The following is a 16,728-nucleotide window of genomic DNA, read 5'->3' on the forward strand; positions in this document are numbered from 1 at the left end:
TGGAGTCCAATCGCCTCCCGCTAGTCGATTGAAGCCTTTTCTCGGCCCATGACAGCCATTTCGCTACCGTGTCCGGAAGGCACAGGACGTGTTAGGGATTCTCCTAGTGCCGATGAAGCCCCGGCGATCTAGAGTATGCTGCACTCACCACGCTGGGTGGTCTGTGAGGAACGCGACGCATACGGTATTCATCGCCATTCTGTGTAGCGCGGATCCGGCAGGAGACGAACGACACGCATGGCTGGAAAAAGCTACCATGAGGCGAATGTCTATGAAGCCGCAAAGGCACGGATGCGTCTCGTGTTCAGGCATTTCGAGCGCGTATGCGTGGCCTTTTCCGGCGGGAAAGACAGTTCGGTCACGCTTCATCTGGCGCTGGAAGTCGCTCACGAACTGGGACGCGTACCGGTCGACGTCCTCTTCGTAGACCTCGAGGGGCAGTATCAGTTCACAATCGATCATGTGATCGAGATGTTCGACCGGGATGATGTCCGGCCGTGGTGGATTTGCCTGCCGATCAACCTGCGTAACGCCTCCAGTCTGGAAGAACCCTATTGGTGTTCCTGGGAACCGGAGCGCGAGGCTGACTGGATTCGTCCGATGCCTGAGCATCGCTCTGTCATTCGTGATCAAGGCTATTTCCCCTTCTACGAATACCGCATGGAGTTCGAGGAGTTCATACCCGCATTCAACGAGTGGCTGGCGGACGGGACGCCGACTGCTTTCCTGGTAGGCATCCGCTCGGATGAATCCCTGAATCGTTACCTGGCCGTCAAGCGCCGTGCGCGCGTCAAGAAAAGCGCGTGGCGCTCCCCTCGGACCGGCGTCCCTGTACAATGGAGCGCTCGCGACCTTGCTGGCGGTGATGCCGTCACCTTCTTTCCGATCTACGATTGGAAATTCGAAGATCTCTGGCGATATGTCGCGGAACACGGTTGCGCCTACAATCGCCTCTACGATCAAATGTACAAGGCTGGCCTGCCCTTTTCCCAGATGCGGATATGCCAACCCTATGGTGACGATCAGCGCAAGGGCCTGGATCTTTTTCATCGACTGGAGCCGGAGACCTGGTTTCGCGTCGTCAAACGCGTTGCCGGTGCAAACTACGCTGCCCGTTACAGCCGTCAGCGTTTTCTGGGCTACCGGGGAGGTCTCGGACTGCCTCCGACATTCACGACCTGGCAGCAGTATAGTGAATTCCTGCTCAAGAGCATGCCTGGAGCTTTACGCACCGTATATGAACGCCGCATCCAGCGCTTCATCGACTGGTGGGCTGTTCACGGCTATCCGCTGTCATCCTGGCCGGATGCAGGCGATCCGAAACTGGAGAATCGCAAGCAGCAACCGTCCTGGCGTCGCGTTGCCCTATCGCTGCTCAAGCAGGACATGGCGCGCTCCCTCTCATTTGGATTTGCCCGGCGCGATATCGACACCCTGGCCCTGACACATCGCGGTAACGGATGAACATTCTCGACAGCTTCGAAATTACCCAGATGCGCTCTGCCGACGGTGAGGCCGCCTTCTTTTCTGTCATGGGCCGGTTCTTCGCCAGCGCAGCTGTCCGGAGGGACTGCGGCGGATATCCGCTTAACGACGGGGCCGGCTATCGCTGGTTCGTTGCGCGCTGCACGCCAAAAGCAGAGGTTCTTGGCTTCGTTGGTGTCGAACGGCAGGCGGACATATTCAGAATCCGCTACGGCTATGTGTGCCCCGAGATACGCGGCAATGGCCTGTTTCGTGCATTACGCATGGCGGTCCTGGCCTACATTGATGATCTTGGCGCCGAAAGCTGGGCGAGTGTGCCGGAAACATGCGTGCAACCACTCGCGCCATATGGTTTCATCACCCATTCCACCCGGGGATCCTGGGTAACGTTGAAAAGGAACGCTCATGCCGCAGGTCGCGCAGATCGTGCAGCAGGCTGAAGCCCTGTTTTGCGAATTGGACAAGCTTCCCCTCGCCCGACGGGTGGAAGCACTCAACCAGCTGCGGCGTCAGCTCCACATGCACAGCCCGTTCGCTGAGGAGCCCGTCGATTGCCTGCAATGGGTTCCGGCCGAGAAGGTCCAAGGCAACGACTACAACCCAAATACCGTGGCCCCGCCGGAAATGTTGCTGCTGGAGCGGTCGATCGACGCCGATGGCTTTACGCAGCCTATCGTTTCCCATGAAGAAGATGATCGCCACATCGTCGTGGATGGCTTTCACCGCCAGCGTGTCGGTAAGCAGTCCAAACACATCCGGGATCGCCTCCATGGCTATTTGCCGATCGTTTCAATCCGTCTGGCGCGGGCAGGCAAGGCTGAGCGCATCGCCGCCACCATCCGGCACAATCGCGCTCGGGGCGTCCACGCGGTTCCACCGATGACAGACATTGTCGTAGCGTTGTTGCGTTCGGGGTGGAGCGACAAGGATGTCGAACGCAATCTTGGCATGGATGCCGACGAAGTCGTCCGCTTCAAACAGATTTCAGGCTTACCCGAGCTATTCCGCGACCATGAATATTCTCGGTCCTGGGAGTGAATTTGCTGAAGCGAGGAAGTGCTCGGCTCCCCCGCCCCCGCACCTCCCTTTCACCTACCTCCCCTCCTCCGCGCTTGCCGCCGCAAATACATCCGGCCCAAACCTTGCCCGCATGTGGTTGGCCACCTTTGCGGCATAGGTGCGCTGCCGCCAGAGCGTCGGACTGTGATAGATTCCGACCGCCTTCCAATAGTCGCCGGTCGTCCTCAGTCCGGACAGGAAGATCCAGCGTGCCGCTTCCGCGTTGAAGCAGGCATCATGTCGCAACCAGTGTCGGACCAGTGGTTCGGGCTTGTCAACCAGCCGGGCAATGCGCGGCACCCACCAGCTGTTGATCTGTAGCGGTCCTAGATCGTGGGTGCCGTTGGTGTTCGCAACTTCCGCACCCAGCCAGCCGGCTTCCTGCTCACGCAGCCCCCAAAGAGTTTTCTCAAGCCATCCCTGGCCGCGCGCGGCAATACGGATGCAACGGGCAATTTCCGATGCCTCGCCTGAAGCCCCCCGCTTTGCCAGTGCAGGATTCGATGTGCAGACCGCCGACAAGATCGCCAGTGTCGCGCACGCGATTCTGAAATGCCGAGAACAGGCGGTCGGTGAATTCCACTCCCTCACAGCGGCGCTCGATCGCGAAGGCCGGAACGGCCAGAGCCAACGCTGGCAAGAGGGGGAAAACCGCCGGGGTGGAACGGCGCGCCTGTCAGCAGGGCGAGCAATCGCTGCCCCGAGACGATTTCGATACCGTCCGCGCTGAGAACCACCGTGCGGCTTATCCCTCCAGTGCGGCCGGTATGGATGAACATGCCTCGGCGTTTTCGGGTCGCACAGAGCATGGCGAAGTCGCGGACATGCTCGGGCCGGATCGCGTCGCGATAGCGCTTCGCCTGAATCAGCCAGCGCTCGCCATCAATGACGACCTCGCCGTCGACGCCGCCGTCGCCCGTGTAGCGCCGATTGCGGATCACGCGATGCCCCCGCTGCTCGAAGGCTTCGAGCAGCAATTCTTCAAATGCCAGCGGGTCCATCGCCCGAAGCCGCGCGTAATGCAGTCCCGCAGGCTGGTCGCGATCCGGACCGCGCAATTGTTCGCACATCGCCCGTGCCTGACGACGACGCCAGCGGTGTTTGATTGGGATATGGTAGCGCCTGAACAGGAACACCAATAGCATAGCGAAAAGCGTCGCCAGCAGTAGAATATCCATGTGGTTCTCCTATCGATCATGTCCGCCGCCATGGCCGCCATGGCCATGATCGGGTTGAGGCTGGGGTTGGGATTGGGGGGCATGCTCGGTAGCGCCGCCGCGCTCATGCTCCATCGCCGTGCGAGCGCGATCGCGCTCGATCGTACCGCGCAGGAAACGATCAACGAGAGCTGCGCTTTCCTGGGCGCGACCAGCGAGGATATCACCTATGCCGCGCAGCCTTCGGTCGGCACGTTCCGGACGCTCCTGCTCGCGCTCTTCTCGCTCGGCTTTGCGTTCATCGCGGCCCCGGGCGTTCTTCACGCGGGAGCGATCATGCCTGTCCTTGTGACGGGCGCCGCGAACCTTATGGCTGTCGAGCTTCAACCGGCCGAGGCCTTCGAGCGAGGAGGTCTTCTCACCGGAATGCGAGGCGAGCTTTTCCGCGAGACGCTTAACGTCTTCGGTCCAGAGTTTGACACCATAGGCGGCCCGCGTGATGGCCGTGTAGTAGTTCTGAGCGTTGACTAGAGCGGACTCGACCGGAGCCAGTATGTAGACGCGTGCATAGGTCTTGGACTGCGCAGAATAAACGGTCTCAGCATAGCCGTGATCCCAGGTCCGATGCTCGGACAGGTCGACTGTTCGGATCCGCTGGCCGCGATCCCACTTGATCGTGGCCATGGTTCCGTCGAGCGCAAGGACAGTGCCGCGCTCGGCATTCTTGACGTCAATGTCCTTGTTGACCAATCGCCACTGAATGCGGTCACCCTGCGCAAGTTGACGTTCTTCGGGCAGGAACACGTTGACATGGGCCGCCTTGCCGAGTCGGGGATTCCAGTCGATCTGACGGCCGTTCTCATCGACCATGCGCACGATCTGGCGGCCTTGTCCGTTTCGGCCGACCATGACGACGCGATATTCGGCATCGCGCGCGATCCCCAGACCTGCATTGTCACGAGAGAACTTCAGCACCTGTCCTGCGGTGTAGAAGCGGGCAACCTGCTTTTCCTGCTCAGTCATGCCTGACGGGGTCAGCACCTCCAGCCGATGATCCTGGGCGGCGACCACGCCTTCGCGCTTCAGGGCCTCTCGGATATGGTTGTTGACGATAAGGCGGGTGGCGTTGTCGAGAACCAGGATGTTGGTGGCATCGCGGACCGACGGCTTGAGCCGGGTCCACTCATCGACCATATTTTTTGCAAGCTTCTCTGCGCTGTCGCCGCTGGTAACGCGATCGAGCGCCGAGAGGGAAGTCGCGTAGTCGCCTTTTCGCGCGAGATCGACCGCCTTTTTCATCTCGTCGGTCTGCTGGCGCCTGGACTCCTTGAGGTGGCTCGTCGGCAGGCCCAGTTGCTGGAGCAGCCAATAGGCTTTTCCCTGCTCGATCGCGCCGGTCTGCTTGTTGTCGCCAAGGAAGATGAGACGTGCGCCGGTGGCACGGCTGATCTCCAGCACGCGGAGCGCTTGCCGGTTGGAAAGCTGTCCCGCTTCGTCAAGCGCCAGAATATGCCTGTCGGTGATGCCGTATCCACCACTCGCAAGAAGAGATGCGACCGTGCGGGACTCAATTCTGGCCTTCTCGCCAAGCTCCGCCGTTGCCGACGATGTCGGCGCGAGCGCAATGGTGGTATGATCGTCTTTTGTCGCCTCGACCAGCGCGCGGACCAAGGTCGACTTGCCAGAGCCGCCGCCGCCATGGACACCGACAGCGCGGTTGGTTCCGGTGCCGATCGCTTCCAATGCGACGGCCTGTTCTTTCGACAAGCCGATCGCGCGCGCGGCCTCGGCCAATTGCTCGCGAGTGGCTACGGGCGATGCGTCGCCCATCGCGAGCGATAGATGCTCGGACAGGGCCAATTCGAGTTTCGCTGTCCGTCGTGAAGTACGTCCCCGCGGGAGCGGTTGATCGCCGGTCTGGCGCACGGTCTTGAGAAGCTTGCGGGTCGCTTCCTGCGCGTCGAACAACGGGCGTATGTCTGCAAACCGGACCTCGCCGACATGGGAAGCAAGTGCCGTGCGATAGAGGCGTCCGATATTGTTGACCGCCTCGCGCGTTTCGCTCTGACGAATGCCGAACAATGTCGCGCGGCGAGCGACGCTCGGGTTGGTTTCGATCGTTCTTTCGCCGCGCTCTTCGGCCGCCGCCAGAACCTTGTCGAGATCTTCACGATAAGGTTCGGCGCGTGTGCGCCATTGCGCATGCAGTTCGTCGATCCCGATCTTCTCCTTCGCTTTTCGGGTCTCGAAGAAAGAGATACGCCGTGCGGCCTGCCCGGTGTGGCCATGCTCTTCCGCATGTGCATTGATTTGCTCGGCGCGCTGCGAAAAGTCGCGAATAAGCTGGCCGGGGACGCCTTCGATTTCGAACAGCCCCTTTCGTGGATCGAAGCGGATCTCATGACCAATTTCGCGAAGGCTATGAGCCAGGTCGTTTCGGTAGATCTGCCCTGCGACAATCTGTTCGGTGAACATGGAGCGCGTCTCAAGGCTCGACATGCGCTCGCCGTTCGCATGGTTGGTCATATTGAGAGTGACGACATGGGTGTGGAGATGCGGGTCGAGTTCGCGGCTTGCATGCTCGGTGAAGCGAGCGAAGAGCAGGCGTCCGGTGGTTTCGTGGACGATTTCGCCCTCGACCCGCCGGCGTAGCTCGGCATGTTCCTCGAGGTAGGTGAGCGCCGCAGTTACTGCCTTTTCATGGGCAACGATGATCCGTTCGTCGCCTGTCACCAGTGCCAGGATCGATACCGATTTGGGGGCGCTGACATTGAAGTCCCAACCGGGATGATGCTGGATACCCTCCTTGCGACGACGGCCAAGTTGCTGGTCACCGACCTTACCGGCAAGAAGTTCCTCAAACTGTTTGGGATCTACCCGCCCCGAGAGACCAAGGTCAGCCGCGATGCGCCCGCCCCATTCGGATGGTTCATCCCCACCCTTCGTGTAATAATCGCCTACCGTGTAGTATCGACTGATATTGGCGGCGGTGCCTTTGAGGCGGCGAGGATGGATCATGCCGGTTTCGCCTTTTCGCGGGCGCCGTCGGCACGGTCATGGCTGGCGAGCGTCACCCGAACGCTGCCGCGAGACGCCCCAAGCAGGGTGACGGGCGTTGCGGTCCTGTGCTCGTTATCAGGGGCAACTCCCGCAGCGGCGAGGTCGTCATCCGTCTCCGGACTATCGGGTGCGGCAGGTACAAAGGCCTCATGATCTGCTGCTGCATCTTCGGGCGGCGGCGTTACGACAGGCTCGACGATGGGTGGGGTTTTCTCCTTGCCGAACAAGTCACCTTGGGCGGGAGGGGGCGATGGCGGTGCAGCAAGGGGCGCCGGTCCGTTGTCGCCTGCCCTCGCCTGCTCCGCTGCGGCTTCTGCCGCGCGGCGCACGGCGCGCGCCTGGGCGATGATGGTCTTGCCCTGGGGAAGGCGTTTGGGGGCTTCGGCGCGTTCGATGAAAGCTTCAGCGACCGTCGGCAGAGCGTTGTAGCGATCGTTGAAGCGCACGACGGGCAAGTTGCGGCCGAACCGGAGATAGCCGGAAAGGTTGGGAAGGTTGGTGACCTCCGTGTGCATTACCAGCGGACGGGTCACTTGCATGCGAGAGAGGTTGACCCCATCGCGCATATCGTTGACCCCGTAACTCATCCCTTCATTGGCCTCGACCTGTTCGACTTGGCCGAGATTCTCCGAGACGTGCTTGGCGGTGGTAGTATCGTTTGCCCGCAGCGCCACCCAGGTCGAGCAATAGCCGGTGATGGCCGCGGCATCCTGAATGCCGTAAGTCGCTTCGAGTTGGGGATAGGACTGGAAACCGAGAACCCCGCAGCCGCCATACTTACGGGCGCGGGCGAGAAAGTCGGACAAGCTGGGAAGTTTCTGGAGCGTCGGCAACTCGTCGATAACGCAATAGAGGCGACGGTTACGGTCGGGGGTGAGGCTCATGATCGCGCTGATCGCGATATCCAGCCAGACCGTGATGAGGGGCCGCAGCGAGGGAAGCTGGTCGGCCTTTACGGTGATGAAGAGCCAGCTGTCGTCCTCCTCATTTTCCACCCAGCGCCGGATCGAGAATCCATCTTCGGTATCGTCGAGATAGGAGAAGCTTCGCATGACCGAAGCGAGCTCGGCCTGGATGCCTGCCGACGTGCGTTCCCCTTCGGAGGAGATGAACGCTGCTGCATCCGTCCCTTTCACAAAGGCAGCGAGGTCGGCGAGCGGGGAACGCAATACCCGGTCGAGAAGGACCGAGATCAGGGTGTGCTGCTGCCGAGCCAGTTTCCGCAGCACGGCGACCAGCGTCCCACGGGCAGCCTTCGACCAGAAGGGGTCGCCATGCTTGTCGGGGATCGTGGATTCAGCGATCTGATCGTAATGATACTCCTTGGGCACATCGACCCAGGGACTCCAGATGGCGGTCCGCTCATCGAGCGGGTTCAACAATATGTCGTGCCCCGGCCGATAGAATTTCTCGACGAAGGAACCGGCGGTGTCATAGACGATCGCACGCTTGCCCTGTTTGCGGATCCCCGTGAGCATGGTGGTAATGGAGTTGGTCTTGCCCGTCCCCGGAGCACCGCAGATGAGGATATGTTCCGGCTCGAAGGCGTCCGGCACGGCCACCCCCCCGATAACGAGGCACCCTTTTTTCTGACGCCAGAGCGCCCGACGGACCTGCGCCACGGTTCCGAAACGGGCGCCGCGCAGATACTCGTTGGAGCCAAGGCCTTTCCCGGTTCTGGTGAAATAGAACCAGGCCCAGGCCAGCGCCGCGAGGGAAAACAGCCCCGCAAGAAGCGCCCCGTGGATGAGATCGGTTTCGAGCTTTTTGAGTGCCTGCTTGACCACGCCGGACTCGACCAGTGCGTCGGCCGAGGTCCAGTATTGGCGCCCCTCCGGAGTGCGGAATAGGACCGGGTCATTGGTCCCCGGCGCGGCATCCACCTTGAAGGTCGCTTCGACCAGCTTGACCAGGACGAACCGCTGATACTCGTTCGACTTCTCGAAGGCATACCAGCAAGTGCCCATAACCCAGAGGACCAGCCCGGCGACAAAGGTCTGGAAGAAGACCTGGGTGGTCATCCGGACGTTGTGGACGATCGCCTGACCGCCGCGGGTCCAACTCCCCAAGGTGTCATTGCGGAAGATGCTCATCGCGCGCCCCTCCCGCCGAGAGGCATGATCGTGGGCCATATGGTCCCCATGCTGGAGGCCAGGCGTAGCGCCAGCACCATGTCGGCGGGGGTTGGCCTACCCCGCCTCACGGCTGTTCTCCTGGGGCGAGCAACCCCTTTTCGTGGAGGAGGGCACGAGCATCCGCCATGCCCTGTTCGAGCGTCTCGGGCGAACGCTTCCGTACCGCCGCCGCGACGATGGACATCGTCTGCAGAACGCCGGCGAGGATCTCGTCCTGCGAGGTGAAGACATAGCCCGCGCGGCTGTCGGCAGCGTGTTCGAGTGCGGGTCTGACGAGTTCGGAGACGGTGACGCCGACGCGCCGCGCACGGCGGCTCAGACGGTCGAGCAGATCGTCATCGATACGGATGGTGATACGCGCCAAGGCGGTAGCTCCTGATGGAGCTTCGCCAAGGCGGTCTTGAAGCGACTGGCACTATAGCCGGCCTTCGAGGAAACCTCAAGAAATTCAGCATGTCCGACGCGTCAGACAGCGCAAAGCCGCAGTAATGCTGGGCTTTTTGGCGGTTCGATACTGAGTTGTCACTGGTGTCGGACACAGAATGTCGATTTTGTCCGACGCGTCAGACAGAATATGTTGTTGTTTTTAATGCTATTTCTGGCCTTAGCACCCGTGCGTACGGTGCATTACAAACCGCGAAGCGCGTGCGTCGCTTGCCCGCAGCGACGGCGTCGCTGCGTCTGCTCCACCGCTGCCGGGCGCACCCTTGGCGGCTGGGTCTATGTGGGGGGATGGGCCGCGCTGCGCGGCGGTGTCGCTTGTGGTGCGGTTGCGCCTATGCGACAAGGATCGCGTGACGAGCGGACCAGCCTTGAGAGAAGGAAACTGGTCATGCCGAAAATGTCGGAACGCGATAGGCTCGCCGATCTGGTCGAGCGGGAAAAGAAGATTGCTGGCGAGATTGTAGCGATGCGCCAGAAGCTACGGGATCGCTATGCTGCGATAGTTACGGCGCTGCCTGTCGAGCAAATGACGGAACGAGAGTTCCGCGACGTGCTGGGCCATGTGCTGCGGCTGGGCGGCGCTGCGGCGTTGGTCGCGCTCAAGGGGGCTTTAGCGGCATCCGATGCCCCCCGTTCGGGGAAGCCATCGCCGGCGACTCCCCCTCAAAAGGGGAATGACGGCGCGGCTTCAGGTGCCTCCATAGGGGCATGAGTTTGTCGCCCTGCCCCTTTTTTTCTCTTTTGCCGCCGCGCCGTCAGGCGCGGCGGCGACCGGCGGCACGAAAAAAGGCCAGCGCGCTGGAAAGCGCGCCAGCCTTGGCGGGTTGGCGGGTCTATGATGATGATGGGTAGCGCGGCGCCAATGAAGCGCCGCGCTATATCAGGTCAGGCGTAGCGTCTGGCGCGGCTGAATGTGTCTCGCGGCTCTATCGGGCCGGTTGCCTGCTTCGGGGTCGGCTTGGGCTTATCCTTGGGCCAGTGGAAGGCATGAATAGGAACGCCCTGTTTCCGCATGGTTTGATAAAGATTGGCCTGTATGCCTGAACCTTCGCACAAGATGGCTTCGACCGGCTCAAGCTCGGCCAGCTTCTTGTTGCGGGTGAAAGCCGGTTTCTTGCCTCCCCCATAGAGGCCATAGGCGACGACGGGGACGCCTTCCCGCGCGGCCCATGCTGCTGCAATGGCGTCTGCTCCCTTGCGCTGGCCGGTGGTAACAAGCGTCATATGGGGGATGCGGGCTTTGATTTCGCCTAGCTTGGTCCAAAGGGGTTCCCATTGCTCCCAAATGGCGGGGCCGGAAAAGATGACAATAGGGCCTTGCGGCTGGTGCTTCTCGCGCTTGGCAAGGGCGCGTTCGCGTAGGAAGTCCAGTGCGTTGATATAGCTTGCGGTCGTGACGGATGACGCTTTGCTGCCCTTGGCCTGCACCCATGCCCGACGCCAGCAAGCCTTATAGAGGGCTGCTGCATAGTCTCGCATTGTTTCGACATTGGCGCGCTGCTCGGCAAGCGACTGGCATTGAAGCTGCAAGTCCTCCAGTTCCTTGTTGAACACCTCGCCCGGCTCCATGCGCCGCGTCATTTCGCGTATCTTGTCGGCAAGCCGGTCCTCTTGGCGTTCCAGCGTTCCAGCGACAAAATGGAAGCTGTTGACGATGCCCCACGCGATTTGAGGGGCCAGCGCGTCAAGGCGGGTATCCTTCAACAGGTTATGAAGTGACGTGATAAGCTCGCCGCAAACCTTCTGCGCCGCGAAGGGTTCGGGCATGGTGTGTTCGCCCGGTTCGTCCCCCGGTTCGATGATCGAAAGGGGGAGCGGGTCACCAAAGGATGCCTGAAAGTCCGGGGTGGCGGTTTCTTCGGCATAAAGTTCCGCAATGTCCGTGAAGGTGCTAACGGTCTTGTTAGCTGATTTCTTGCTCATGAGTCTGACTCCTGATGACTGGATGATCGGTCAGGGTCCGGGGAAGCGTGGCTGCGCTCCCCCGGCCCGTCTTGGCCTAGCCGTTAGAACGCGATTTCATCGTCAAGTTCGGCGGCGGTGTTGTCGGCCAATGCGCCGTTATCGTCGGCGGTGCTGCCTCCGAAACCATAGTCATCGCCGCTGCGGGAAGGCGTGTTTTCGCGGGACGTGCGAACAGCCGAGCCGAAATCGTCACGGCGTTCCGGCCTGCGCCACGCTACGCGATAGCCTTCCTCAACCGAGCCGAAAAGTGCGATGGGGAGCGGCTCGGCCATGCTCGGATCGTCGATGTTTCCTTGCAAGAATACCTCGCCGGTCTTTTTTGCGACGGCTTCCCAAAGCGCGCCGACCTGAACCCAGCGATTGCCCACGTTGAGTTCTACGATTTCGTAATTGGGGGCCTGATCGTGCTGGCTTTCGACTGGGCGCAAGCCAAGCTTGGGCATATCAATGTTGCGCGTGGCGATCCAACCAAGGAGACGGCCATTCTTCAAGTTAAACTCACCAATATTCATCACCTATACTCCTAGTAAAAGTGCAACAGAGACAATCCCCAGCCGCACAATTACTTTACCCCCTCCCCTTTATTTTAGATATATTATTGTTTTCTTGACAGAATTTCATCGTATCTGGTGAGCCTGAGCCAGTAAAACGGCCGCGGTAGCGGCCCAATCACAAAGTATGCGAAGCATTCCTTCCTGATCGACGGAGGGTGAGACGGTGCCTGTCGTTCATCGCATCCGGAGCCGCCTTCGCCGGGGCTCAAGGGCTGCGGGTGGTCCGGGGATGCAAGGGACGTCGCGCTGCGGTCTTTAGAAGTTCTTGGAGATAAGGGGCCTGCCGACCCCTTTGAAACAGGCACTTTTGTCGGCAGGCCCCTTATCTCCTAGAACTTCTTGACCGGAGGCAGCCCTTGTATCCCCGGACCACCCGCGGCACGCCGAGACACTGCGAGGGCGGTGTAGGATGCGATGAACGACCTCGCCCGACGGTGATTGCGGACCGAGGCGCCCCGCCGAGGGCCGCAGCATCGCTGCCCAATGCGGGACGCTTGGGAGATGCGGCACCTTGAAGCTTGCTCGCGAAAGGGATCGTTACCGCGAAGCGGACAAGACCCCGCAGGGGGCTTGGTCGGAGCGAAGCGGAGATAGAGCCCGGTGCCCGCCCCTGGCGGGCATTCGCCCCGCTTGCTCGCTAGGCTGACCCTATCCAGAGCACATCGAGCAGACTGTTGCTGACCTTGCGTGCCTCGACAATGACATCGGAATATTCGAGCGGCGTCAAATCTTCAGCTCCGGATAGGCGCCAGACATGACCATCCTCTGTTTCGAGAAGGAACCCGCGGTCGCTGGTGTGCAAGACACCACGCAGGCGCAGAGGCACGACTGCCATGATTACACCGAAGCTCGACCGCTGCAGGCGGGCGCCCCTGCGGTGGAGGCACGAAAGAGGTTGAAGCGGGAGCCTATAGACATCGCTTTATCATGCACGAAACACTTGCAATTTGCAAATATGTTCCCTATATGTTTCGGCGTTGCGTAAAAGGATATTTCCATGATCGCCAGCTATCTTGCCGGTTTCGATTTCAACCTGCCTCTGGTTGACGCGGTCAATGATCCTGATTTGCCTGCTGTGCGCAGCCAGCTCGCGGCCCTGGCCATAAGCGAAAGCCTGGAAGGCGGTTACTATGAGGCGCAGGAGTTGGCGGAAGCCTTCCTCGAGGCGGCTCACGAAGCCAATGCCGAGATCAACGATCCCCATAGCCCGGCGCGCGATCGACTGGTGGACATCCTTGATCGCAACTCCCCCTACCAGCGCTGCCTGTTTGATGCGGTGGCTACACTGTCGTTGGCGGACGCGGCGAGTCATCTTGTCTGGCTTACGGGCCTGATGCGAGACCGCACCGATATGTATCGGCCGGTGGCCGCCGCGCGCTTGTCCATTCGCTAAGGCGTTTCTGCGGGCCTCCGAATTCCAGCGAATTCAGGTGAAGTTAGTAACCGATTGGCAGTAGATGCCGATGGGGCTAGAGGAACCGCGTTCGCCGATGGCGAACCGGAGTGTCGAAACTCTGAACGATAGAGTCGGCTGCAAGGCTTTTGCGGCCGGATGGCCTGTGCGCATGTCCAGGCTGTTCGGCTAAAGGTGCAGGCGCGCGTCTATCGTCGCGTTTTTCGATCGTCCGGCTCAGGGGCCGGCATCCTCCTTCGGAGGGTGCCCGCCGACTGAGTTGGGTTTAGCGGAAAGAGGCGGACATGACTGAAGACAAGTCAGGACTGAAGAAGGCCATCGAGTTAATGGAGGAGGCACTCGCGATCCTCATCGACCCAAAAGACCAGGTCGTGGCGATGCGGTTGTCGCACGCACTGGATCTGGCGAGGAGCCGGTTGCTAGAAACATCCTGAGAGATGGCAGTCTCTCCGGAATCGGAGAGGCGACGGAGCCTGCCCATACCCGGCTGGCAGTCGACCTTGGTCCAAGCGCTCTGTGCGCTGACATCATGTTTCCGGCGGTGCTCGCGGCGCCTGCTCCGATGCGAGCGCTTAACGCCCAGACCTTACCACTAGGGGCTGGTATCAATCGTCCTACCATATTTCTGGATCCGTGGCATGGAGCTCCCAGGTCCTCGCCGGGCGTCCGCATTCATGAACCTGCTCCCCGTTTTAACTGCTGTGAGTGCGATCATCCTGCTCGGCAAACCAGTTAGGCTATTCCATATCTTCGGCGGCGGCATCGCCCTGGCGAGTGTCGTGGTCGCGCAGACTATCCGGCAGCCCCTCGGGAGGCGGACACTTGCAAATCGGAGTCTTAGTTGATGAGTGAGGGAGTCTGGGATTTGATCCTGCGTTGATTGTTCGCCTCGTGGAAGTACTTGAGCGCCTTGCGCCTGTCTGTGGAGCAGTTCACGATGGACAACGTCGTAACGTGCTGAGAATCAGAACAGATGAGTGACGAGTCCGCCTTTGCATCTTGGAGAAGCTATTGGGATTTTGCGCGCGAGGTCTCCCATAAACACCGCTACCTCCTATCGCCGCCCAGCCGGGCGTTTCTCGACGAACTGATCCGGACGTCCGAAAAGCGGCAGAGCCGATTGCCCGCCGGCCACCGGCTCTGCCGGGCGCAGGTTGCTCACGGCGAGTATGACGACCCCGATGCCGGACCCCTTCCACGTCCCGCCCTGCCGGCGCGCATGGTTCCCTTGCCATATTCGGCCTCGGATGGCCGCGCCAATCCGCGCGGCATCCCGTGCCTCTACATGGCCGATGATCGGCACACGGCGATCGCCGAGGTGCGGCCGTGGATCGGGTCGCTGGTCTCGGTCGCGATCATGCGGACCCTGACAGACCAAAGGCTCGTCGACGTGCGCGACGATAGCGGTCGCACCCCGCTCTATCTCGAAGGAGAGCCCTCGCCGGATCAGCGCGAGGCAGCGGTTTGGAGCCATGTCGCCCGCGCGTTCCGCGAGCCTGTTCTGCGCGAGGACAATCGTGCCGGATATGCGCCGACACAGATCATTGCCGAGGCGTTTCGGAACCACGGCTATGACGGCATCGCCTATGGCAGCGCCTTTGGTGAAGGCCGAACCAACATCGTCTTGTTCGACATCGGCGCGGCGGAACTGGAAGCCTGCGAGCTTCACGGGATCAAGAATGTGCAGCTCGTCCACGACGAGGTTGAAAATCCTTACATCGTGCAGAAGGAGGAGGACGGCAGGACGTCCTTGGTGCGCAACGTCCTCACGGCGATTGGCCCGGTCGAAGGCCCGATGATTTCGCTGACCTCGGAGGCCGATCCGTCGTGAGCAGATGGACCGACCAGGATCTTCTGCGGCTCGACGCCGAGTTCGCGCAGGAAGGCGTCGCTATGCACGCACGGCCGATGCGCGCCGCGATGTCCATTCTCGGAAGCGGTTTCGTGATCGGCGTGCTCGGGAACCCGGAAGTCGACCGGATCACCGAAGCCTATCTGCGGCTGTTCCCGCAAACGCATCAGGCTTGGCCCGGCAAAGGCATCGGCCTCGCCGCGTCCGTGGACACGGTGCGCAAAGTGACCGTCGCCGTGATTTTTGGGACATGCGCGATTTCGGTCCACAAGGGCCTGGGCTTCGAGACCCATGAAGACTGGGTGCAGTGGTGCCGGGGAGACCCGGCCATCGCTGCTTGCAGCGCCCTTGCGTTCGCCGACACCTATGACCTCGCCTATGGGGTCAATCCGCCCGCCGGCGCGGCCTCCGCCGAATTGTGGAGGATGGCGCTGTCCAACCTGGAAGACGTGGCGAATATCCTTCCCACGGGTTTCAGCGTCGATTCCGTTCTGCAACCGATCTGCCTCACGGCCGAGTTGTCGATGAAAGCGGCGCTGGTCGATCTCGGCGACGATTCCAAGGCGCTGGCCAGACGCGACGTCGGGCACAATCACGAAGAACTCGCACGCCGGCTTGCAGCCAGGCATCCGCATCGTGACGATCCGATCGTCGCGGCGGTTGCGACAGCCCTCCCCGACTATGTCGACAGCCGCTACAAATCGGCGGGGCTGACCAGGCTCGCGGTTGTGAAGCTCGCGCTCGGCGCGCAGTTCATCGCGGCGTCCGCCGCGAGGAGACTGGGCGATCAGGACTTCGCGGACGAAATGGAACAGGAGTCGTGGCCTGGGCCGCGCAAGGCGGCGTTCTATGCCTAGCGCCCCCGACGTCGCCAGGGCTGACCCGGCGGACCTTGCTGCCGTGCTCGACTGGCTCGAACGCGAATATCAGGAGGATGGCGAAGGCTTCTGGAGCAACCGCGGCACAATCACGGATGCGCTCGAATATGAAACTCTCTGGGTCATTCGGCGCGGCGGCGAAGCCGTCGCCTTCCAGGTCGGAAGCTATGCCCCCGCCATCGCCAATGTCCGCAAGGACTGGCGGCGCCAAGGACTGGGCGACATGCTGTTCGCCGCCTCGCTCGAACGAGCCGTTGCCGACAACGTCAACCTCCTCTCGATCGAATGTTCGCCGCGCAGCTCGTGGAGCTATTGGCAGCGCCACGGTTTCGAGCGCTACGGTGATATGCGCGAGTGGGGAAAGCTGACCGCCCGGCGCGTGCTGGCGCGCGCGTTCGACGTGCCCTCGGAGCTGCCGGAGGTGCACGTCGTCATCGGCTTCTATCCCGAAGCCGTCACCTATGGTCGCGACGTGCCGCCGATCGCCGTGCATCCGGTTCGGGGCGGACGCCTCAACGATGGCGCCATCATGCTGGAGCGCCGCGTCATCGCCCTGTCGGATGACGAACCGGAAGGAAAGAACCTTGCGGTCAAGATCGAGGTCGACGGCGAACTGCGCTATTTCTCGAAGGCAAAATATGAGGAAGCTGCGGAGGCCGGCGTGATCCATGACCGGCATGGAGGCACCTTCTATGTCGACTACGTCGAGCCGCGCGAACCATAGA

18 protein-coding genes are annotated in these 16,728 nt (G+C 61.3%); 10 read left to right on the forward strand and 8 right to left on the reverse strand.

Going from position 1 to position 16,728, the window contains the following annotated elements; translation table 11 throughout:
* Window positions 1-237 precede the first annotated feature (237 nt).
* From LDB29_RS15385 to LDB29_RS15395, 3 genes are read left to right on the forward strand one after another with little or no spacing between them, the layout of a single operon-like run.
* On the forward strand, window positions 238-1,464 hold the full coding sequence (locus LDB29_RS15385; RefSeq protein ID WP_257554694.1) for a phosphoadenosine phosphosulfate reductase: 1,227 nt from the start codon (window positions 238-240) through the stop codon (window positions 1,462-1,464).
* The gene (locus tag LDB29_RS15390) at window positions 1,461-1,925 is read left to right on the forward strand and encodes a hypothetical protein (protein WP_257554696.1); all 465 of its coding nucleotides are present in this window, start codon (window positions 1,461-1,463) and stop codon (window positions 1,923-1,925) included. The genes LDB29_RS15385 and LDB29_RS15390 overlap by 4 nt, the downstream gene beginning before the upstream one ends.
* Window positions 1,891-2,523 (forward strand): ParB/RepB/Spo0J family partition protein, encoded by a 633-nt coding sequence (locus LDB29_RS15395; protein ID WP_257554698.1) that lies wholly within the window; start codon window positions 1,891-1,893, stop codon window positions 2,521-2,523. Before LDB29_RS15390 ends, LDB29_RS15395 begins: the two co-directional genes overlap by 35 nt.
* A gap of 54 nt (window positions 2,524-2,577) precedes the next feature.
* Here LDB29_RS15395 and LDB29_RS15400 read toward each other — a convergent pair whose 3' ends face one another.
* From LDB29_RS15400 to LDB29_RS15420, 5 genes are all read right to left on the reverse strand, one after another.
* Window positions 2,578-3,135 (reverse strand): lytic transglycosylase domain-containing protein, encoded by a 558-nt coding sequence (locus tag LDB29_RS15400; RefSeq protein ID WP_373886280.1) that lies wholly within the window; start codon window positions 3,133-3,135, stop codon window positions 2,578-2,580.
* The gene (locus LDB29_RS15405; protein ID WP_257554699.1) at window positions 3,132-3,722 is read right to left on the reverse strand and encodes a restriction endonuclease; all 591 of its coding nucleotides are present in this window, start codon (window positions 3,720-3,722) and stop codon (window positions 3,132-3,134) included. The genes LDB29_RS15400 and LDB29_RS15405 overlap by 4 nt, the downstream gene beginning before the upstream one ends.
* 9 nt (window positions 3,723-3,731) lie before the next feature.
* Window positions 3,732-6,719, reverse strand: a complete 2,988-nt coding sequence (gene mobF / locus LDB29_RS15410) for a MobF family relaxase (protein WP_257554701.1) — start codon at window positions 6,717-6,719, stop codon at window positions 3,732-3,734.
* Window positions 6,716-8,854, reverse strand: a complete 2,139-nt coding sequence (locus tag LDB29_RS15415; RefSeq protein ID WP_257554703.1) for a type IV secretion system DNA-binding domain-containing protein — start codon at window positions 8,852-8,854, stop codon at window positions 6,716-6,718. The genes mobF and LDB29_RS15415 overlap by 4 nt, the downstream gene beginning before the upstream one ends.
* Window positions 8,855-8,960: 106 nt before the next feature.
* Window positions 8,961-9,260, reverse strand: coding sequence for a CopG family transcriptional regulator (locus LDB29_RS15420; RefSeq protein ID WP_257554704.1), 300 nt, complete (start codon window positions 9,258-9,260; stop codon window positions 8,961-8,963).
* 468 nt (window positions 9,261-9,728) lie between these two features.
* Between LDB29_RS15420 and LDB29_RS15425 the strand changes: the two genes are divergently transcribed.
* Window positions 9,729-10,052 carry a hypothetical protein gene (locus tag LDB29_RS15425; RefSeq protein WP_257554705.1) on the forward strand — a complete coding sequence of 108 codons (324 nt, stop codon included), beginning with the start codon at window positions 9,729-9,731 and terminating at the stop codon, window positions 10,050-10,052.
* A 173-nt stretch (window positions 10,053-10,225) separates the two neighbouring features.
* On the opposite strand, the gene LDB29_RS15430 is transcribed toward LDB29_RS15425, so the two are convergent.
* The 3 genes from LDB29_RS15430 to LDB29_RS29405 all read right to left on the reverse strand — a co-directional run bounded on the left by LDB29_RS15430 (window position 10,226) and on the right by LDB29_RS29405 (window position 12,694).
* Window positions 10,226-11,263 (reverse strand): DUF2493 domain-containing protein, encoded by a 1,038-nt coding sequence (locus LDB29_RS15430; protein ID WP_257554707.1) that lies wholly within the window; start codon window positions 11,261-11,263, stop codon window positions 10,226-10,228.
* 83 nt (window positions 11,264-11,346) lie between these two features.
* Window positions 11,347-11,817 (reverse strand): DUF736 domain-containing protein, encoded by a 471-nt coding sequence (locus LDB29_RS15435; protein WP_257554709.1) that lies wholly within the window; start codon window positions 11,815-11,817, stop codon window positions 11,347-11,349.
* Window positions 11,818-12,496: 679 nt separating this feature from the next.
* Entirely contained in the window at window positions 12,497-12,694 is a 198-nt protein-coding gene (locus tag LDB29_RS29405) for a DUF5818 domain-containing protein (protein ID WP_275489330.1), read from the reverse strand.
* A 162-nt stretch (window positions 12,695-12,856) separates the two neighbouring features.
* Between LDB29_RS29405 and LDB29_RS15440 the strand changes: the two genes are divergently transcribed.
* From LDB29_RS15440 to LDB29_RS15460, 6 genes are all read left to right on the forward strand, one after another.
* On the forward strand, window positions 12,857-13,252 hold the full coding sequence (locus tag LDB29_RS15440) for a hypothetical protein (protein WP_257554711.1): 396 nt from the start codon (window positions 12,857-12,859) through the stop codon (window positions 13,250-13,252).
* A 305-nt stretch (window positions 13,253-13,557) separates the two neighbouring features.
* Window positions 13,558-13,707 carry a hypothetical protein gene (locus tag LDB29_RS15445; RefSeq protein ID WP_257554712.1) on the forward strand — a complete coding sequence of 50 codons (150 nt, stop codon included), beginning with the start codon at window positions 13,558-13,560 and terminating at the stop codon, window positions 13,705-13,707.
* A gap of 174 nt (window positions 13,708-13,881) precedes the next feature.
* Window positions 13,882-14,118, forward strand: a complete 237-nt coding sequence (locus LDB29_RS29410) for an EamA family transporter (protein WP_373886349.1) — start codon at window positions 13,882-13,884, stop codon at window positions 14,116-14,118.
* A 128-nt stretch (window positions 14,119-14,246) separates the two neighbouring features.
* Window positions 14,247-15,104 carry an RES family NAD+ phosphorylase gene (locus LDB29_RS15450; RefSeq protein WP_257554714.1) on the forward strand — a complete coding sequence of 286 codons (858 nt, stop codon included), beginning with the start codon at window positions 14,247-14,249 and terminating at the stop codon, window positions 15,102-15,104.
* Complete coding sequence (locus LDB29_RS15455; RefSeq protein WP_257554716.1) at window positions 15,101-15,982, forward strand: hypothetical protein; 882 nt, start codon at window positions 15,101-15,103, stop codon at window positions 15,980-15,982. The genes LDB29_RS15450 and LDB29_RS15455 overlap by 4 nt, the downstream gene beginning before the upstream one ends.
* Complete coding sequence (locus LDB29_RS15460) at window positions 15,975-16,727, forward strand: GNAT family N-acetyltransferase (RefSeq protein WP_257554718.1); 753 nt, start codon at window positions 15,975-15,977, stop codon at window positions 16,725-16,727. Before LDB29_RS15455 ends, LDB29_RS15460 begins: the two co-directional genes overlap by 8 nt.
* Window position 16,728: the final 1 nt, after the last annotated feature.

It is taken from the genome of Sphingobium sp. CFD-2, assembly GCF_024611135.1.
Lineage (GTDB): Bacteria > Pseudomonadota > Alphaproteobacteria > Sphingomonadales > Sphingomonadaceae > Sphingobium > Sphingobium fuliginis.